At 45.0% G+C, this 18866-nt stretch carries 12 protein-coding genes; 5 read left to right on the forward strand and 7 right to left on the reverse strand.

The window, feature by feature from the left end; translation table 11 throughout:
• The first annotated feature begins 365 nt into the window (after window positions 1-365).
• Entirely contained in the window at window positions 366-1148 is a 783-nt protein-coding gene (gene trpC / locus ACP26M_RS23710; protein ID WP_426583803.1) for an indole-3-glycerol phosphate synthase TrpC, read from the forward strand.
• Window positions 1149-1495: 347 nt separating this feature from the next.
• Window positions 1496-6874, forward strand: coding sequence for a PKD-like domain-containing protein (locus ACP26M_RS23715; protein WP_426583804.1), 5379 nt, complete (start codon window positions 1496-1498; stop codon window positions 6872-6874).
• A 22-nt stretch (window positions 6875-6896) separates the two neighbouring features.
• On the opposite strand, the gene ACP26M_RS23720 is transcribed toward ACP26M_RS23715, so the two are convergent.
• Genes ACP26M_RS23720 through ACP26M_RS23730 form a run of 3 tightly spaced genes read right to left on the reverse strand, consistent with a single transcriptional unit; the run spans window position 6897 to window position 10637 of the window.
• Window positions 6897-7766, reverse strand: coding sequence for a hypothetical protein (locus tag ACP26M_RS23720; protein ID WP_426583805.1), 870 nt, complete (start codon window positions 7764-7766; stop codon window positions 6897-6899).
• Between the two features lie 11 nt (window positions 7767-7777).
• Complete coding sequence (locus ACP26M_RS23725) at window positions 7778-8551, reverse strand: GDSL-type esterase/lipase family protein (RefSeq protein ID WP_426583807.1); 774 nt, start codon at window positions 8549-8551, stop codon at window positions 7778-7780.
• 31 nt (window positions 8552-8582) lie between these two features.
• Window positions 8583-10637 carry a prolyl oligopeptidase family serine peptidase gene (locus ACP26M_RS23730; protein ID WP_426583808.1) on the reverse strand — a complete coding sequence of 685 codons (2055 nt, stop codon included), beginning with the start codon at window positions 10635-10637 and terminating at the stop codon, window positions 8583-8585.
• A 405-nt stretch (window positions 10638-11042) separates the two neighbouring features.
• Here ACP26M_RS23730 and ACP26M_RS23735 point away from each other — a divergent pair, with 405 nt between their 5' ends.
• Window positions 11043-11798, forward strand: a complete 756-nt coding sequence (locus ACP26M_RS23735) for an outer membrane beta-barrel protein (protein WP_426583809.1) — start codon at window positions 11043-11045, stop codon at window positions 11796-11798.
• 123 nt (window positions 11799-11921) lie between these two features.
• Here the strand turns inward: ACP26M_RS23735 and ACP26M_RS23740 are convergent, their stop codons facing one another.
• Together ACP26M_RS23740 and ACP26M_RS23745 are read right to left on the reverse strand one after the other, a co-directional pair.
• On the reverse strand, window positions 11922-12269 hold the full coding sequence (locus tag ACP26M_RS23740) for a hypothetical protein (RefSeq protein WP_426583810.1): 348 nt from the start codon (window positions 12267-12269) through the stop codon (window positions 11922-11924).
• An 11-nt stretch (window positions 12270-12280) separates the two neighbouring features.
• On the reverse strand, window positions 12281-12523 hold the full coding sequence (locus ACP26M_RS23745; RefSeq protein WP_426583811.1) for a hypothetical protein: 243 nt from the start codon (window positions 12521-12523) through the stop codon (window positions 12281-12283).
• A gap of 115 nt (window positions 12524-12638) precedes the next feature.
• Here ACP26M_RS23745 and ACP26M_RS23750 point away from each other — a divergent pair, with 115 nt between their 5' ends.
• Window positions 12639-13385, forward strand: coding sequence for a UDP-2,3-diacylglucosamine diphosphatase (locus tag ACP26M_RS23750; protein ID WP_426583812.1), 747 nt, complete (start codon window positions 12639-12641; stop codon window positions 13383-13385).
• 333 nt (window positions 13386-13718) lie between these two features.
• Window positions 13719-14792 carry a peptide chain release factor 1 gene (prfA, locus tag ACP26M_RS23755; RefSeq protein ID WP_091167385.1) on the forward strand — a complete coding sequence of 358 codons (1074 nt, stop codon included), beginning with the start codon at window positions 13719-13721 and terminating at the stop codon, window positions 14790-14792.
• Between the two features lie 202 nt (window positions 14793-14994).
• Here the strand turns inward: prfA and ACP26M_RS23760 are convergent, their stop codons facing one another.
• Both ACP26M_RS23760 and ACP26M_RS23765 read right to left on the reverse strand, forming a co-directional pair.
• Complete coding sequence (locus ACP26M_RS23760; RefSeq protein WP_426583814.1) at window positions 14995-17268, reverse strand: Tex family protein; 2274 nt, start codon at window positions 17266-17268, stop codon at window positions 14995-14997.
• A gap of 244 nt (window positions 17269-17512) precedes the next feature.
• Entirely contained in the window at window positions 17513-18859 is a 1347-nt protein-coding gene (locus ACP26M_RS23765) for a DUF58 domain-containing protein (protein ID WP_426583816.1), read from the reverse strand.
• Between the last annotated feature and the right edge of the window lie 7 nt (window positions 18860-18866).

Genomic DNA, 18866 nt, shown 5'->3' on the forward strand with positions numbered 1-18866 from the left:
AGCCGCAGGGGCTTCTGCGAGAGACCTTGCGGAGAGCGGGACACTTAGCGGTGCGCAGTGGCCGCGTTAGGGATTGCAGTGTAAAGCCCACAGCGCGGATGGGGATTGCGGGCCGGAAAGGCGAGGACTTGCAACGAAAAGCCCGGGCCGCAGGCAACGCACAGGATATAAAAATTGATTAAAAATATACTTAATAACCAATAACTTACAACGATGTCAATATAAGGAACAAAGCAATTACCCCCTGTAAATCTCCCACAGAAAGAGAGGCTTCAAATGCATTTAAAATCCTCTCCTCTGGAGCGGGTTGGGTGGGCTAATTGCTTGGTACCTCGCAATAACATAAATATTAGTGCTTCGATCCTATGACGATACTTGATAAAATAGTTGCCAATAAAAAAAGAGAAGTTGCTTCGGCAAAAAAACGTACATCATATACCGTACTTGAAGAATCGGATCATTTTCACCGTGAAACCTATTCATTCAAAGAATTTTTGCTCGATCCCTCACGTACGGGTATCATAGCCGAGTTTAAGCGTAAATCGCCTTCAAAAGGTATTATTAACGATAAGGTGCGGGTTAGCGCCGTTACAACAGATTATGCCGCTGCCGGCGCTTCGGCACTTTCAGTTTTAACCGACCGCAACTTCTTCATGGGGCGCAAAGCCGATCTGGTGAAAGCGCGTTCGGTAAACAGCATCCCTGTATTGCGCAAGGATTTTATGATAGATGAGTACCAGGTGATAGAGGCCAAGTCATTAGGCGCCGATATTATCCTGCTCATAGCCGCTATACTTACACCTGCCGAAATTGATACCCTGGCCAAACTTGCCAAAAGTATAGGCCTTAACGTATTGCTTGAGGTACATAACCTCGAAGAACTGGAACGCAGCATTAACCCCAACCTGGATGCCATTGGCGTAAATAACCGCAACCTGGCCGATTTTACCGTGTCGGTTGAAACCTCTTACAAATTGGCTAAACATATCCCCGCCGAGTTTATGAAGATCTCGGAAAGCGCCATCAGCGATCCTCAAACTATCCGGCACCTTAAACTGGAAGGTTTCAATGGTTTTCTTATTGGCGAAACTTTCATGAAGCAGCAGGATCCGGGACAGGCAATGCGTGATTTTGTAGCTTTGTTATAAGCCAATCCGGATCTTTATAATATTATTATATCGGAGCCGGGGCTGAAACGCTTACCGGCAGATCCCGTAATTGTACGAGGTACACTATCATGCCTCTTTTATACCTGGTTATTTCCTAACCGGGTATTTTTTTAACCTATAAAAGAAATAATTTCACGAGGGTTTCATTGTTCATTTTATTGACGTTTTATCAAACCTATTTTTAGTATTTTACGTAAAAAGGCGCACATCATTGCCGGGTTGGTATAAAATAACAGTATTGTTTGCCAATCTTAAAACTGTGCTCAATAAGGGGAGTTGTTAAAATGAGCCGCTTGCAGCCACATTTATTGAGTATAAAGAGACTTATGAAGAACATTAATAAGCCGTTGCTTGTACTATTCCTGTTGGTTATTTGTTCATTAGCAGGGTATAGTCAAGTTTGTACATTGAATGTAACTATATCCTCAACAGCTAATACGATATGTTCGGGAAAGACTATAACATTAACCGCTAATCTATCAGGTGGTACAGGCCCGTTCACGTATATCTGGAATACCGGTGAAAATACGCCATCTATTGATGTAAACAAAGCCGGAACGTATACGGTAACGGTTAGTGATAAAACCCCGGGCTGCCAGCCAAAAGCTGCCAGTATTCAGATTACTGCTGTAGCTTCTCCAAACCCGCCTACGGTTGCTAATCAGGTTGTTTGCCCCAACACTTCAGCAACATTAACAGCAACGGCCCCCGGAGGAACTTACCAATGGTACGATGCTGATGGCAATTTCCTGTTTACAGGTAATCCATATGTAACAGGCCCAATTACCCAGGGCACCGTTTTTTATGTGGAAACAACAGTAGGCAGCTGTACCAGTACGCGAAGCTCGGTTGTTGTTAACGTAACAGGCAGGCCGGGCATCCAGGCAGATCCGGTGTGTTATGGTACCCCCGCAACGTTAATAGCCTCGGGTGCCGACAGTTATGCATGGTATGCGAATTCCTCGGGAACAGGAACTCCATTGAGCAACGATGCAACCTATATAACGCCTCCATTATTTACAAATACAACTTATTATCTTTTTACAGTAATTAAAGGTTGTGCCAGCTCCGGTATACCTGTAGTTGCCCGAATCAATGCGCCACCCGCGGTTCCTGTACTCCCCGCCGGTGGCTACAGCACTTGTTCCGGATCGGCTATTACGCTGCATGCTGATGCCTCGGGGGTAGCGGAGTGGTTTGATGTGCCTTCAGGGGGCACGCCGTTAATTTCAAGCCCTGACTATACAACACCGGTGCTCACCTCCGCGGTAACTTATTATGTGCAAACACGGGTAGGCGATTGCACAAGCGACCGCATTGCGGTGCCGGTATCTGTAACGCCAATACCGTCCGCGCCACCTTCGCAGTCACCGTCTGCCTGTTATGGCACCGGTATTACCTTAACTGCCGATCCATCGCCTACCGGCACATATAACTGGTATACAGCAGCCACAGGTGGCAGTTCGGTTGGTACCGGCAATACTTTTCAAACCCCGGCTTTAACAAGTAATAAAACTTATTATGTTGAGCATACTACCGGCGGTTGCACAAGCGAACGTACCCCGATAACAATTACTGTTACCCCTGCTCCGGATGCACCGGTTGTACCCGACGGGCCTGTAATTTGTAATGGAGCAACAGCCTCTTTAACAGCAACGTCGGCACAAGGCGGAAGTTTTCAATGGTTTACCGCAGCCACCGGCGGTACCTCTATATTTTCGGGCGATACATTTACAACTCCCGCTTTAACAGCCACCACAACTTATTATGTTCAAACCACGGTAGGAACATGTATCAGCGAGAGGTCGGCAATTACTGTTACTGTTCTTGATCCGATCCCTGCGCCTGCTGTGCAACCGGTTCCGGCAATATGTGCCGGTACAGCGGCCACACTTACAGCAACAGGCTCGCCCGATGACTATGAATGGTATGACCAGGCCACCGGCGGCAACCTGTTAATAACCGGCAATACCTATGTTACGCCCGAGCTAACAGCAAATACCACATATTACGTACAAAGTACAGCCAATGGCTGCAGCAGTCCACGTACTGCGATAACCGTGCAGGTTAACCCGCCGCCTGCCGCTCCAACGGTTAATGGAACAGCAACGGTATGCCCAGGCAATCCGGCCAATTTGAGCGTAGTGGCTTCGGGTACAACCATTCAATGGTATACTAATGCTACAGGTGGTGCACCGGTGCACACCGGTAATACTTATACTACCGATCCCCTGTTTACGCAAACCACTTTTTACGCCGAGGCCGTTAATGGCACATGTGTTAGTCCGCGTACCGCTTTCACAGTATCAATAACTCCGGTTATTGACCCCCAGTTCCGGTATCCTTCGGGCACGATATGTACTTCAGGAAGTAATGTTAAACCCACTATTTATAATCCGGCCGGAGGTACTTTTTCGTCGGCACCGGGGCTTGTTTTTGTGAGTAATACTACCGGCGAGATCAATGTGGCGGCAAGTATTCCCGGAAAATATACCATTACCTTTACCTATGGGGGCTCATGCCCGGGAACGGCCAGCCAAAGCATCTCCATAGTAACAACACCGGATGCTACTTTCAAATATGATGGTCCGTTTTGTACTAATGTGAAAAACCCGCTGCCCGTTTTTGGGGCAGGCGCCAGTGCCGGTGTTTTTAGTGAACCAACGGGTGATTTAGTATTTAAAAATGCCAGCACCGGCGAGATAGATCTGGAACAAAGCAAGGCCGGAACATATACTATAACTAATACCATAGCTGCAAGCAGCGGTTGTGCTCAAAGTATTGCCACCAGCCAGGTGAGTATTTACTATAGGGTGATAATTAGCGCAGGGCCCGATCAAACAGTATCACCGGGTGTACCGGTACAATTGGCCGGGGTTATTACAGGAGGAACTACAACAGGAAAATGGACAGGTGGCGCGGGAACATTCTCCGACCCAACAAAGAAGGATGCTGTTTACACCCCGGCCCCCGGCGAAAAAACCGCCACACTTACTTTAACTTCTGATGATCCTGTTGGCCCTTGCAACTTTAGGACGAGTACGGTAACAATTAATATAAACCCGGTGCCTGCAGCTCCAACCGCCCCCGGTAAATCTGTTTGTACAGGCAGTACAACCAACCTCGTAGCTACAGCGCCGGGCGGCACATACCGCTGGTATAGCGATGCTACCGGTGGAACACCTCTTAAAGTTGGCCCGATATTTACTACCCCGCCAATACTAAACGATATTACTTATTATGTTGCGACAACTGTGGGCGGTATTACCAGTGCGCGTACCCCTGTTTTGGTTAAGGCTATACCCCCTCCGTCAGCACCTACGGTTGGCACCAATAACACAGCAACGGTTTGTGAAGGCCAATCTGCTATACTTACCGCAAGCGGCTCAACGGGTACTTATACATGGTACAATGTTCCTGTTGGTGGCACTCCCATAAGCCAAAGTAACCCGTTTACTACTGCTCCATTAACCATCAACAGAACTTATTATGTAGAAACTAAGGTTAATGACTGTATTAGTGAGCGCACTAAAGTTGAGGTAACGGTTACTCCCGCTCCACAGGTAATAAGCAGCGCCACAGGCGATCCGATATGCAGCGGTACCGCGCTAAATTACGCGATCACTGCCGACCAGCCCGGTACCACTTTTTCATGGGACCGCCCTGCTGTTGCCGGCATCAGTAATCCAGCGGTAACGGGGCAAACATCCAGCTCAATTACCGAAACACTGTTAAATAACGATGCAAACGGCGCGGCTGTTGACGTGGCTTATAAAATAACACCATATTTAAACGGTTGCCCCGGGCCTGTATTTACATACATAGTAAAGGTAAATGCCACCCCTGTGGTTAAAAGCGCTCCGCCCGGCCCGGTTTGTAATGGTACAAGCACCAATTATGAGGTTAAATTTAACACCCCGGCAACAAGCTTTACATGGGGCAGGGAGGCCGTTCCGGGTATCAGCAATGCTGCTGTAGCGGGCCAGGCGTCACCTGTTATAAAAGAGGTGCTTTATAATACTACCAATGAGCCTGTTGAAGTTACCTATATGTTTAATTTTAAAACGGGCGACTGTGCGGGAGTTCCGTATCCGCTTAAGGTAACGGTTAACCCGGGAGCGTTAATCACCAATCCGCCGCCGCTGTCGTCTGTTATGTGTAACAACACCCCACTTGGGCTTACTTTAACATCCAATATATCTACGGCTACGTTTTTATGGAGCAGGTCGGCTGTCACCGGCATCAGCAATGCCGCGGTTACCGATCAAACCGCTAACCCTATTAATGAAGCCCTGGTTAATACTACAACAAGCCCTATCCAGGTTTCTTACACCATAACACCTGTAGCATTCGGCTGTCCGGGCACTCCAGTTAAATATACGGTAACTGTAAGGCCCCAGACATTAAAAATAGAAGGGCACAGCAACAGCCCCGTTTGCGAAGGCAATGATATTATACTGCAAACCCAGCCTATAGCGGGTGCAACATATTTATGGACCGGCCCCAATAATTTCAGACTGGAAACTCAAAGCCCAAGCACAACCATTCCAAACGCCACAGCTGCTAACGCGGGTCCTTATAATTTGTATTTGATAATCAATAACTGCCCGGGCGAACCAAGTGATCCAGTAGACGTTAAGGTTAATCCGCTTCCAATTGTTGATGCCGGCCCTTCGCATAACGTATGCGTTAATGATCCATTTATACAACTTGATGGCGATGTGAAGAGCGTATATAGAACCGGTATCTGGAGTACCAGCGGTAGTGGCACTTTCTCTAAACAAGATGACCCGAAAGGTAAGTATTTTCCATCAACAGCAGATAAGAATGCCGGTTCGGTTACTTTAACCCTTACATCAACAAGTCCTGATGGGTGTTCGGCCGTATCCAAAGATGTGATATTTAAGTTTGCGCCAGATCCTGGTGCCGATGCCGGGCCGCCAAGCATTGATAATGTTTGTAACCAAAACCCTATGGTGCAATTAAATGGCCAGCCGCTTTCAGGCACTACCGTAAAGTGGACATCGGCATCGGGCTTAGGTAGATTTATTCCTTCGGATGATGTATACGCTCCAACCTTTCAGCCAGATCCTATTGATATTGCCAAGGGCTCGGTTAAATTAACGCTTAGAGCAACCCAAGCCGATAATTGTCATACCCCCACTGATGATATCACCATCAATTTTGTTCCGCCGCCAACAGTGCAGGCAGATGCAGCCGGCGATACAAGATATGTTTTAAAAGGGCATACCATTACTTTAAACCCGGTGGTAGGCAGCGAAAACGTAAGCTATGAATGGACTCCGGCCACCGGTCTGGATAACCCTACAGCTAAAAACCCTGTAGTAACCGGCGATCAGGATATAATTTACAAACTTAAAATCACTGATAAATCAAACGGCTGTGTGAACGAAAGCCAGGTTGCAGTTAAGGTTTCGCCGGTAATAAACGTTAGCAACACCTTTACACCAAATGGTGATGGGGTAAATGATTTTTGGGAAATTAAAGGCTTAGTAGCGTATGAAAACAGCACAGTTGATGTTTACAACCGCTACGGGCAACTTTTATTTCATTCTGTTGGATATCCTAAGCCCTGGGATGGCGCTTATCAGGGAAAACCGCTACCGTCCGGTACTTACTACTATATAGTAAATACAAAGATGAATAACATTGTTATTTCGGGCTATGTAGTGATTTTGAGGTGATGGAATGCAATTAACAAACAATTTAATGAGTTACCGACGCTTGATTGTTAACCAATAAGTTTTCAGCCGCCCTGATACTGCATTTTTGATATTTTACATAAGCCGCAACTGCCCGCTTCCGAATGCTTGATTGCGATTCGTTATTGACATAGCCTGTTATAGCATCATGAAGAGTGTAGGCCTCGGGACACATGAGCCCGGTTGTTAAAAGCAGGGGATTAGCTTTGGCAGTACTAATAAAATCGCCAAAATATTTTTTGCTGATACAGGCCAAAATGATGCAATCCCGGGTTTTACTATCTGCATTTTTAAATTCGTTGGGTAGTTTGAAGTCCATCAGGCCATCATGACCAATATAAGCCAGCAATTGCGCATTGCCATTAATGCCTATAACCCGTCTGTTATAATGTATGGTATCCTTTAATTGGCCCGCGCAACTGAATAAAAAATCTTCGGTAGTTTTTTCAATAGCCTGGCCATCCCAGGCATCGGCTACTAAATAAACGTTTTTTGTGCGATGCCGAAAGATGAGCCTTTCCAATATTATTGGGCCCCTTTTTTGTTTTTTAAGCAATTGCCAGTCTTTACTTTTTATAAAATAGGCGCGCACACCGTTATTGCAGCCCCAATATAAATTGGTTTCGGGATCCTGACCATTTCCAATTGCGGGCGGCACAGGTACTATTCCCTGATATTTATTATCGCAAAGGGCAACAAAAACATGGATTACTTTAAAAGCGGTATCAGTATAAGCAATGGTTTTGAATTTGGGCACTGCTGCATGGCTGCTACCAGTTTGGGCAGGCTGTTTTACAGATGGTTTGCACGAGCAAATGAATAAACATATCGATACCGTAAAAATCCGGATCTTGATATGTGCTATGTAACTCATCGCCTGTGTAGTTAAAAATAACGCATTATTATTTTATTGATAGCCATCCCCCAAAACTGCCCTAAAGCTTCGGCCCCTTTTTTATTGGGGTGAAGATAAAAAGTACCTTGCTTACCATTCTCCGGGAAGAGATCAGTTAAATGATTTTTTTCGAAGTAGGCGAACGCTTTGGTGTCGCCCACAAAAACCTGTTTGGGATTTGTTGATGCATATTTTTTTGCAAGCGCATCTATCATCGGCATATAACTCTGCAATCTGCTCAGGCCTTCCTGCAAATATTTGGAGCCATTATAGGTGTTAGGGCTATACCATAACGGGTGCTGGAAAATGATAACCGCTTTTGGAAAATCGGCTAAAAGCTTGTCAGCTATGGTCTTTAAATTTTTTTGATAATCTTCGGGCGATACGGGTGCGCCATGCGGCCCTTGCATGGCACTGTCATTTGTACCAAGTTTTATCGAAAATATCAGCAGCGCGTTCTTAGTTGTAAAAGCGCTGGCAGCTTCTTCAACTTTGGCAAGAGTGCCGGTACCGGGTAAAAAATCAAGTGTAGTATAACCACTATGCCCCTGGTTGCTGAAGCTTACCGTATCAAAGTTCTTTTGTTTTTGCAGATAAGCTGCTGCCGTGGCTGGCGGCGCTTCAGTTGCCGGATCGGCCAACTGCACGCCCTGGGTTATGCTGTTGCCTATGAATACAATGTTTAAATTTGGTTTTTTATGCTGCGCGAATGTTATTGCCGAAGCAACGAATAACAGAACAACAGCAAACAGGTATTTTTTCATTTATAAATTGAGTATTGAAATTAAAAAATCGTTACCATTTTATACCCATATTCCAAAACATGAAAGCCCATTTATCAACCTGGCCGTTTATTAACTGGGCTGTACTTTGGCCTGCCCCATGACCGGCATTGGTTTCAATACGGATAAGTGTTGGTGCCGCTCCCTGCTGGTATTCCTGCAGGCGTGCCGCAAATTTAAAGGAATGGGCAGGTACTACACGGTCGTCATGATCGGCAGTGGTAACCATGGTAGCCGGGTAAATGCCCGGTTTAAGGGCATGATAAGGTGAATAGTTATAAAGATATTTAAACATCTGCTCTGAATCTTCGGCAGTGCCGTAATCATAGCTCCATCCGGCCCCGGCGGTAAATTTGTTATACCGGAGCATATCCATTACACCAACAGCGGGGAAAGCTACTTTAAACAAGTCGGGACGCTGGGTTAACATGGCGCCGATAAGCAAGCCGCCGTTTGAGCCACCCGAAACCGCGAGATAATCTTTCGAGGTATATTTGTTTTTGATAAGATATTCGGCGGCTGCAATAAAATCATCAAATACGTTTTGTTTTTTTAGCTTGATGCCTTTGCGGTGCCAGGTTTCGCCGTATTCGCCACCGCCCCGCAGGTTCGGTACAGCGTAAATGCCCCCATGTTCAAGCAATACGATGTTTGATGTACTGAAAGCCGGAGTTAGGCTAACACCGAAACCTCCGTAAGCGTACAGCAAAGTTGGATTTTGACCGTTTAGTACCGTCCCTTTTTTATAGGTGATGATCATCGGGATCTTTGTTTTATCCTTCGAGGTATAAAACACCTGTTTTGATTCATACTGTTCAGGATCAAACTTTGCCCCCGATTTTTTATAGACAGAGGAGGTACCGGTTTCAATATCCAGCTTAAAAATAGTTGGCGGGTATATGTAATTGGTAAAAGTGTAATAGGTAACCTTCTCTTCTTTTTTTGTGCCGAAACCCGACGCAGAGCCTATTGACGGCAACTGGATAGTACGTTCAAGTTTGCCATCCATATTATATTGCTGGATCAGCGAGGTGGCATCCTGCAGGTATTCAGCAAAAATTTTACCTCCGCCGGTAGTGGCGCTTAATACGTTTTTAGTTTCGGGGATGAGGTTTTTCCAGTGGGTGATACCCGGCTCGGCGGCATCAACAGTAACTATTTTAAAATTGGGCGAGTAGATATTGGTGAGGATATAAAGCTTGCTCCCCACATTATCCAAAACGCTGTGCTGGTTGTCAAAGTTATTTACAACGTTAATGATCTGGCTGCCGGATTTACTTAAGTCCTGGATGTAAAGCTCGTTGCCGGTTGTTGAGGTGGCGGCTGTGATCACCAAAAAACGTTCATCTTCGGTAAGATAAGCGCCTATGTAACGGCGGGGGATTTTATCACCGCCGAAGATCAGCTTATCGGCACTTTGAGGTGTGCCCAGCTTATGGTAATAAAGTTTATGAAACTGTGTCATTCCCGAAAGCTGGCTGCCTTCTGTCGGCTTATCATAGCTACTGTAATAAAAGCCATCAGTGCCATGCCATGCCAGTCCGCTAAATTTTACGTCTTTTAAAGTGTCGCCAACAACAGTTTTATCTTCGGTGTTAATAACGATGACCTTGCGCCAGTCCGAACCGCCTTCAGAGATCTGGTAGGCTGCCAGCTCACCGTTTTTGCTAAACTCGATGCCTTGTAAAGAGGTAGTACCATCGGCAGAGAATTTATTGGGATCAAGGAAAACTTCGGGCGCGCCGTTATCGCCCAACTGGCGGTACAATACATTCTGGCTTTGCAGCCCGTCGTTTTTATAAAAGTAAATGTATTTACCTTCCTTAAAGGGGGCGCTATATTTTTCGTAGTTCCATAAAAACTCCAGGCGCTTATGAATGTCGGTCCGGTACGGGATCTGATCGAGATAGTTGAACGTTACCTTATTTTCGTCCTGTACCCAGGCTTTGGTGTCATCGGCATGGTCATTCTCCAGCCAGCGGTAGGGATCGGGCACCTGTGTGCCAAAATAGGTATCAACAACATCAACTTTTTTTGTTTTGGGGTATGGAAGTGTTTTTATAGTCATTTGTGCATGTGTATAGCTGCAAAATAAAACAGCTAACGCTAATAAACAGAACGTTTTTGTCATGGTTGTTTAAATTACAGGCAACTAAAGATAGCCATTCGGGTTACATTGCCGCAAGGCAATAACGGTTCAAAAGGTTAAAAGTTGTTAATTTTGCACCCGGTTGCTGTTTAATTGCCAGTAGCAGGCTATATTAGCGGCGTGAAAAAACTGCTGTAAAATAAGGGCAAGTTATTAAAAACTAACCCCTTTAATTTTTTGCAGCTGATACCCGGTGTGATTTTTAACCAGAAAGCGGAGCCTGTTATCAACGAAGTATCAATAATAATGCGTTTTTTTACACGTTTGCTTTGCGGTTAAGGATGCAGCGGCAACTTACGGTAATACAGTTACATAATAACAAACATGAAACAAACCCTTACTTTTTTTACAGCAGGCCTTTTAATGCTGCTGGCATTTACTTCAAAAGCTCAGGATACCAACGATAAAGATGACGAAACCAAAGTAAAACTTAAACCTTATGTTGGCTTAGGTATGGGTATTTCTTATCCGTTAAGCGATTTCCAAAAGGTGGATTATAAGAATAATAAATCGGGCTTTGCAAACAAGGGCGTTACCTTCCAGCTTGACGGAGCATATTACATCTACAGAAATTTTGGTATCGGCTACACTTTCTCATACCAGGACCAAAGCAATTTTTCATATGATGACGACCTGATACTATCGCAGGGCTATACAACCGATTTTAAAGCCGACCAGGGAACTGTTACCGCTGATAAACGTTACCGTAGCTTTAACCTGTTAGTAGGCCCGCAATATACCTTTGTATGGCGAAGCCTGTCATTTGATTTAAGGGCATCGGCAGGTGCTATAAAAAGCCAAACATCACCGCAGTTAACCATTAGTGTTACCGGCGTTGACGCGCAAAGCGGCAGCATTACACAGCAAAGTGCCAAAGGCTATGCTTTTGCATATGGAGGCAGCGCGGCTATCAGGTTGGATATGGGTGCCGGCTGGGGATTATCGCTTAAAGGTAATTATGTTAAATCGCAGGGATATGATGTAACAACAACCGGGCGTACGCTTAATGTAGGCCGTTTAGTCACCAAACAGCCAATTACCGAAGGACAAATTGTATTTGGCTTATACAAAGCTTTTTAATTGAAGCTAAAGGCGAAATGCATAAAGCTTAAGGCTAAAAAACCTTAATAAGATTATTCTCTTATAAACAAGAAAAGCAGATCAACGATCTGCTTTTCTTGTTTATAAGGCATTGATAGCTTATTAGTTAACCGTGATCTGCTCTGGTTTATCGGCTACAATTTCGGGCTGACCTTTAAAAAACTCAAATGTGCCGGTTGCGCATACGTGTTTTCCTTTTATGACAGATAGGTCAAGCTTTATTGTGCTGCCTTTTACAGCTATGGTATATTTTTGCCTTGGGTAAGCTGCGCCCATGTTCAAAAGGGTAAGCGTGTCGCTCACTGCTTTGTACGAGTAAACGGTATCGCACAATGTGCCTGTTTTGCCTATATTGGCTTTAAAATCGGCCATGGTAAAACCTTTTGACTGTGCAGATGCCTTGCCGGCAAAAACAACCATGATCAATGCCGGCAGTAATATTTTTTTCATTGCTTAATATATCAGTGCTTTGGCGATTGCTGGTCTTCGTCTTTTTTATCCGGAGCAGGGGCATAGCCATCTTCAAAATTTAAAGTAAACGCTGATTCTGATGCCCGGGAGGCCGCGTTCAGTCCGGCTACATCCGGTTCGCTGTTATCAATTATTTCGTTACCGGTGTCCTGGCCTTCATTCTGCTCATATTCATTGCCGGGGTCTTTATCTTCCTGCGCATCGTCAAGATTTGGGTTTTCGGGGATTGCCATAATTTTAATGTTTAATGTATGCTGAATAACCACTAAGATACGGCGTTGTTTGTTGGGTATTGTGTAACAATCTTTATCTTTTCTGTTTGGCTGTTAAAACGTATTTTTGCCGGATATGCCGGTTCGCGACAAACTCTATTTTGCTTCTGATGTTCATTTAGGCACGGGCACATACGCCTCAAGCCGTCAACGCGAAGATAAGATTGTGCGCTGGCTGGATAGTATTAAGCATGATGCCGCCGAACTATTCCTGGTTGGCGATGTTTTCGACTTCTGGTTTGAATACAAAACCGTAGTGCCCAAAGGCTACATCCGTTTTCTTGGCAAACTTGCTGAACTTGCCGATGCCGGTGTAAAGCTTTACTTGTTTAAAGGCAACCACGATATGTGGATGTTTGATTATTTTGTAAATGAACTGGGCGCAACTATTATTAGCAACGAATTAAAAATTGAGCGCGGCGGAAAGAAATTTTTCATTCATCATGGCGATGGGCTCGGCCCCGGTGATAACTTTTACAAGTTTTTAAAAGGTTTTTTCAGGAGCCGGTTTTGCCAGTGGCTGTTTGCACGCATTCACCCAAACCTTGGCGTGGGGATAGCCAATAAATGGAGCCGCCACAGCCGGGATACCAATGCAAAAAAAGAAAACCCCAAACCGGGGGAGCAGGAATGGCTGGTAAATTTTTGCCGTGAAGAATTAAAGATCAATTTTTACGACTACCTTGTTTTTGGCCATCGCCATATACCGCTTGATATTCAAATAACCCCTCAAAGCCGTTATATTAACCTTGGCGAATGGATTTCATATTTTTCTTATGCCGTTTTTGATGGCAAGGAACTGAAGTTGGAATATTTTGTTTAGTTCATGGTTCATGGTTAATAGATCATGGTTCATGGTTTTTGATTGGTCTAATTGATATTGATAGGGTGGCTTTGCTATGATCCATGAACTATGATCTATAAGCCGAGCTACCTATGTCCCTAAACTATGATCCATAGGTGGCGCTCTATGATCCATGAACCATCATCTATAAACTAAGAAAAACAACTTACAATCCGCTGAATTAAAATATGCAGTAAAATGCGTACTTTTGTGCACTTTTTTGCAGCAAGCCTGTAAGCCGCCCGAAACATTAAATATTTCATAAGCCGGTTCAATATCAAACAGTTTTAGCTGCATCATTATTTATAAAATATGTTAGATAAATTAGAGCTGATATACGAGCGCTGGAAAAATGTTGAAGGTGAGCTAAGCAATCCTGAGGTAATGCAGGATATGAAGCGTTTTGCCCAGTTGAATAAAGAATATAAAGACCTTGCCAAAATTGTTGACGAGTATCATATATACCGCAACATTATGAGCAATATCGAAACCAATAAAGAGATCCTTGCTACCGAAAAAGATGAGGAGTTTCGTGAGATGGCCAAAATGGAACTTGACGAACTGCTTGCTCAACAGGAAGTAAAGGAAGAAGAAATTCGTCTGATGTTGATCCCTAAAGATCCTGAAGATTCGAAAAATGCTATTGTGGAGATCCGTGGCGGCACCGGCGGTGATGAAGCTGCTCTTTTTGCAGGTGACCTTTACCGCATGTATATGCGCTATTGCGAAAAACGCGGCTGGCGTACCGAACTGGTGGATTATACCGAAGGCACCAGCGGAGGTTATAAAGAGATCGTTTTTAACGTAAACGCCGAAGACGCTTACGGGACCCTGAAATATGAATCGGGCGTACACCGCGTACAACGTGTGCCTGATACCGAAACACAAGGCCGTGTACATACTTCAGCAGCTTCGGTGGTTGTATTGCCCGAAGTTGATGAGTTTGATATCGACCTGCAGGTTAGTGATATCCGTAAAGATCTGTTCTGCGCTTCAGGCCCGGGTGGACAGTCGGTAAATACTACGTATTCGGCAGTAAGGTTAACCCACATCCCTACAGGTATTGTTGCCCAGTGCCAGGACCAGAAATCACAATTAAAAAACTACGATAAGGCTTTACAGGTACTGCGTTCGAGAGTGTATGAAATGGAGCTGCAAAAGCACCTGGAAGAAACATCTAAAAAACGTAAAACCATGGTATCAACTGGCGATAGGTCGGCTAAGGTACGTACCTATAACTATCCTCAGGGACGTTTAACTGAGCACCGTATCGGACTGACTATTTACAACCTGCCTGGCGTATTAAACGGCGACCTGCAGGAGATCCTTGAATCGCTTCAGTTTGCAGAGAATGCTGAGAAGCTGAAAGAAGGGACAGTAGCGTAAAATTCGGTTAGATAATATTGAAAAGGTCCCCAATCGGTAGGTTGGGGACCTTTTTTGTTCAACCAGAATTAAAAATTATATCGAACAAAAAGAAGCGTCATTGCGAGGTACGAAGCAATCTCAAACTATACAGGGCGGACCTGCAAATCGGGGATTGCTTCGTACCTGGCAATGACGCTTTTAGATCATAAGAGAGGATAGCTTACAACTTAAACTTACCTTTCAACGCAGCCAGCTTCAAGGCCATATCGGTTTCCGGTTCTTTTTCAACCCTTTTATTAAAGTTGGGCTTGTTGTTATTGCCTTGCGGACGGCGGTCATCGTTCCTGCGCTGGTTCGGTTCGCTTTTGTCGTTCTCTTTCATGGATAGGGCAATGCGCTTGCGGTTCACATCAACCTCGGTAACAGTTACCTCAACCTTTTGATGTACTTTCAATACTTCATTAGGGTCTTTAATGTAGCGATTGGTGATCTGGCTCAGGTGAACAAGGCCATCCTGGTGAACGCCGATATCAACAAAAGCACCAAAGGCTGTAATGTTGGTGACGATGCCCGGCAGCTTCATGCCAACTTTCAGATCGCCGATGGCATTTACACCTTCTGTAAAGCTGAAAGCTTCAAACTGCTCGCGCGGGTCCCGGCCCGGTTTGGCAAGTTCGGCCATGATATCATTCAGGGTTGGTAAACCAACGGTTTCGGAAACATATTTTTGCAGCGGAATGCTTTTGCGCAGGGTTGGATTGCTCATCAGGTCTTTCACCGTACACTTCATATCAGTAGCCATTTGTTCAAGCAAGCCATAGCGCTCCGGGTGAACCGCACTGGTATCCAACGGGTTTTCGGCATTGTGGATACGGAGGAACCCTGCTGCCTGCTCAAATGCCTTATCACCCAAACGCGGAACTTTTTTCAGTTGCTCGCGGCGTTTAAAAGCGCCGTTCTGGTTGCGGTATTCTACAATGTTCTGTGCCAATTGCGGACCAAGGCCTGATACATAAGCCAGGATCTGTTTTGAAGCTGTGTTTAGCTCAACCCCCACTGCGTTCACCGCGCTAATCACAGTGTCATCTAAAGAGGTTTGCAGCTTGTTTTGGTCAACATCGTGCTGGTACTGACCTACGCCAATCGATTTTGGGTCGATCTTTACCAGCTCGGCCAGTGGGTCCATCAAACGGCGACCGATAGATACGGCCCCTCTTACGGTGACATCATAATCCGGAAACTCTTCCCTTGCCACTTCAGATGCCGAATAGATAGAAGCACCGCTTTCATTAACCATTACAATAGTCACGCCCGGTAAATTCAGGTTGCGAACAAATACTTCTGTTTCGCGGCCTGCGGTGCCGTTGCCAATAGCAATAGCCTCGATATTATATTTCTGGAACAGGTGCTGTACTGTTTTTTCGGCTTCGCGGGCCTGGCCTGCACCCGTGTGTGGATAAACAGTGGTATTTTCAAGCAGTTTGCCCTGCTCGTCCAGGCAAACCAGTTTACAACCGGTACGAAAACCCGGGTCAAGCGCCATTACACGTTTTTGACCAAGTGGCGCGCTCAGCAATAGCTGGCGGGCATTCTCGGCAAATACGCGGATCGCTTCCTCGTCGGCTTTCTTTTTGGTAAGCAGGCGCACCTCTGTTTCCATCGATGGTTTTAACAGGCGTTTGTAGCCATCGGTGATAGCCAGGCGGATTTGTCCGGCAGCCCGGTTGTTTGCCTTGATAACTGAATTTTCCAATATCTCCAGTGCATCATCTTCTTCAGGTTTCAGGTCGAGCCATAGGATCTCTTCCTTTTCGCCGCGGCGCATGGCTAATACGCGGTGCGATGGCGCTGATTTAACAGGCTCAGTCCATTCAAAATAGTCTTTGTACTTAATGCCTGCCTCTTCTTTGCCTTCAACCACTCTTGATGCAAAAGTGCCTTTTTCAACAAACAGCTCGCGGATTTTGGTACGTATTTCAGCATTTTCGGCTATGGTTTCGGCAATGATATCCCTTGCGCCGGCTAAAGCTTCTTCAACGCTGGCTACGCCTTTTTCATCGCTGATATATTCCGCAGCTATCAGTTCGGGGTCGATATTTTTTTGTTCCAATAAAACATCGGCCAATGGCTGCAGGCCTTTTTCGCGGGCTGTAGTAGCACGGGTTTTGCGTTTTGGGCGGTACGGAAGATAAAGGTCCTCCAAAGTAACCATTGTTTCTGCTTCGTTGATCTGTTTTTCAAGCTCGGGCGTTAGTTTGCCCATATCTGTAAGCGATTTCAGGATAGCCTCGCGGCGTTTATCCAGTTCGCGCAGTTGCTGTACACGATCACGAATAGTGGCAACCTGTACCTCATCCAAACTGCCGGTAAGTTCTTTACGGTAACGGGAAATAAACGGAACAGTAGCTCCTTCATCAAGCAAGCCTACCGTAGCGGTAACCTGCTTTTCAGCTACAGAAAGCTCTGCAGCTATTATTTTATAATGAATACTCATAATCAAAATTCGGACTGCGAAGTTGAGGGAATAGGCTTACAATTCAAAAAAAGATTGTTAACAAAAAGTTGAAAGTTTTGATTGGGCTATTGTTGGCAATGTAAATATAGGGTACATTTTGTTAACCGGCAGTTTTAAATTGTCTCTGCGCGGACTAAATTGCCCGATGTTAAAAATTATCCCGATAAGTAATATTGGCGCAATGGGTAATTGCGTAATGGCAATTCGGGAGATATGTGGTCATCTATATCTTTTGCTTCGCCTTTATTTCCAGGTAGCGGTTTACTGTGTTTATTGTAAGATTTTGGGGGGATGTTAGTATCGACTGGATGCCGTGACTGGCCAGCTCTTTAACCATCAGCTTTTTATCGTAAGCAAACTTTTCGGCAATAGTTTTTATGTAGATGCCTTCAACATCTTTGGCCGGTTGTTCGCTCAGGGTTTTTAATTCCGTATTTTCAAAGAAGACTACTAACAGCAGGTGAAACTTGGCTATCCGTCGTAAAAAAGGCAACTGCCTTTGTAATGCAGGTAAGCTTTCATAATTAGCGAATAAAACAACGAGACTTCTTTGTTTTATTACCCTGCGTACAGTAGTATAAAGCGCCTCCATGTTGGTTTCAAGGTAACGGGTTTTTTCCTTATATAAAACCTCCAGGATCTTATTAAGCTGAGTGTATTTGCGATCCGCAGGTATAACAGTCCCAACTTTTTCCGATACCGTGATCAACCCTGCTTTATCTTCTTTTAACAGCGCCACGTTTGATAAAACAAGACTGGCATTTATGGCATAATCAAGCAGGCTCAGGCCTTCAAAAGGCATTTTCATTGAGCGCGACTTGTCAATTACACAATATACATGCTGCGATTTTTCATCAACGTATGAGTTCACCATCAGGTTGCTGTGCCGGGCGGTAGCTTTCCAGTTAATGGTACGATAGTCATCACCTGATACATAGTTTTTCACCTGCTCAAATTCGAGGCTATGCCCAATCCGCCTGATCTTTTTTATGCCGATATCAGTTAAGCGGTTTGAAATAGCCATAAGTTCATACTTCCGCATTTGTAAAAATGAGGGATAAACCGGTAATATTTCGGTCTGTTCAAAATTGTATCTGCGCGAGATTAACCCCAACGGTGATTTCACAAACACCCTGATAAAACCAAACTCATATTCGCCGCGGCGGGTAGGCCTTAAGAGGTAAAGGATCTGCTTGTGTTCCCTGGGTTTCATCATGGTTTTAAACCAAACGTCACGCTTCTGAAATTGCTCAGGGATCTCGTCAATGATGCCAATATTTATATTAAAAGGGTAAAAGCTCTCTATATAAATACCTAATTCGTTTTCGTCGCCATTGCTTAACCTTTCAGGAGCTATCCGCTTTGCAAATACGCCGTTTGATGTTCTGTAAAGCATCAACAGATCAAGTATTACCAGGAGCACAACTATCCAAAACGCCAGCCTCGGTATGATGCCAAGCCAGGGGAAAAAGAAACCGAATATAAACAGCACTACGCTGCCGGCAAGGCAGGCGAATAGCCTGTTGTTAAAAAAAAGGTTCTTATAAAACAATCCGATCAGCTTTTTCACAGCAGCG

It is taken from the genome of Mucilaginibacter sp. R-33, from assembly GCF_049949235.1.
In the GTDB taxonomy this organism is placed as follows: domain Bacteria; phylum Bacteroidota; class Bacteroidia; order Sphingobacteriales; family Sphingobacteriaceae; genus Mucilaginibacter.

What these genes read in the sequence shown, in the direction of transcription:
- trpC (WP_426583803.1), top strand. Translation starts at nt 366, where the DNA reads ATGACGATACTTGATAAAATAGTTGCCAATAAAAAAAGAGAAGTTGCT.
- ACP26M_RS23715 (WP_426583804.1), top strand. Translation starts at nt 1,496, where the DNA reads ATGAAGAACATTAATAAGCCGTTGCTTGTACTATTCCTGTTGGTTATT.
- ACP26M_RS23720 (WP_426583805.1), bottom strand. Translation starts at nt 7,766, where the DNA reads ATGAGTTACATAGCACATATCAAGATCCGGATTTTTACGGTATCGATA.
- ACP26M_RS23725 (WP_426583807.1), bottom strand. Translation starts at nt 8,551, where the DNA reads ATGAAAAAATACCTGTTTGCTGTTGTTCTGTTATTCGTTGCTTCGGCA.
- ACP26M_RS23730 (WP_426583808.1), bottom strand. Translation starts at nt 10,637, where the DNA reads ATGACTATAAAAACACTTCCATACCCCAAAACAAAAAAAGTTGATGTT.
- ACP26M_RS23735 (WP_426583809.1), top strand. Translation starts at nt 11,043, where the DNA reads ATGAAACAAACCCTTACTTTTTTTACAGCAGGCCTTTTAATGCTGCTG.
- ACP26M_RS23740 (WP_426583810.1), bottom strand. Translation starts at nt 12,269, where the DNA reads ATGAAAAAAATATTACTGCCGGCATTGATCATGGTTGTTTTTGCCGGC.
- ACP26M_RS23745 (WP_426583811.1), bottom strand. Translation starts at nt 12,523, where the DNA reads ATGGCAATCCCCGAAAACCCAAATCTTGACGATGCGCAGGAAGATAAA.
- ACP26M_RS23750 (WP_426583812.1), top strand. Translation starts at nt 12,639, where the DNA reads ATGCCGGTTCGCGACAAACTCTATTTTGCTTCTGATGTTCATTTAGGC.
- prfA (WP_091167385.1), top strand. Translation starts at nt 13,719, where the DNA reads ATGTTAGATAAATTAGAGCTGATATACGAGCGCTGGAAAAATGTTGAA.
- ACP26M_RS23760 (WP_426583814.1), bottom strand. Translation starts at nt 17,268, where the DNA reads ATGAGTATTCATTATAAAATAATAGCTGCAGAGCTTTCTGTAGCTGAA.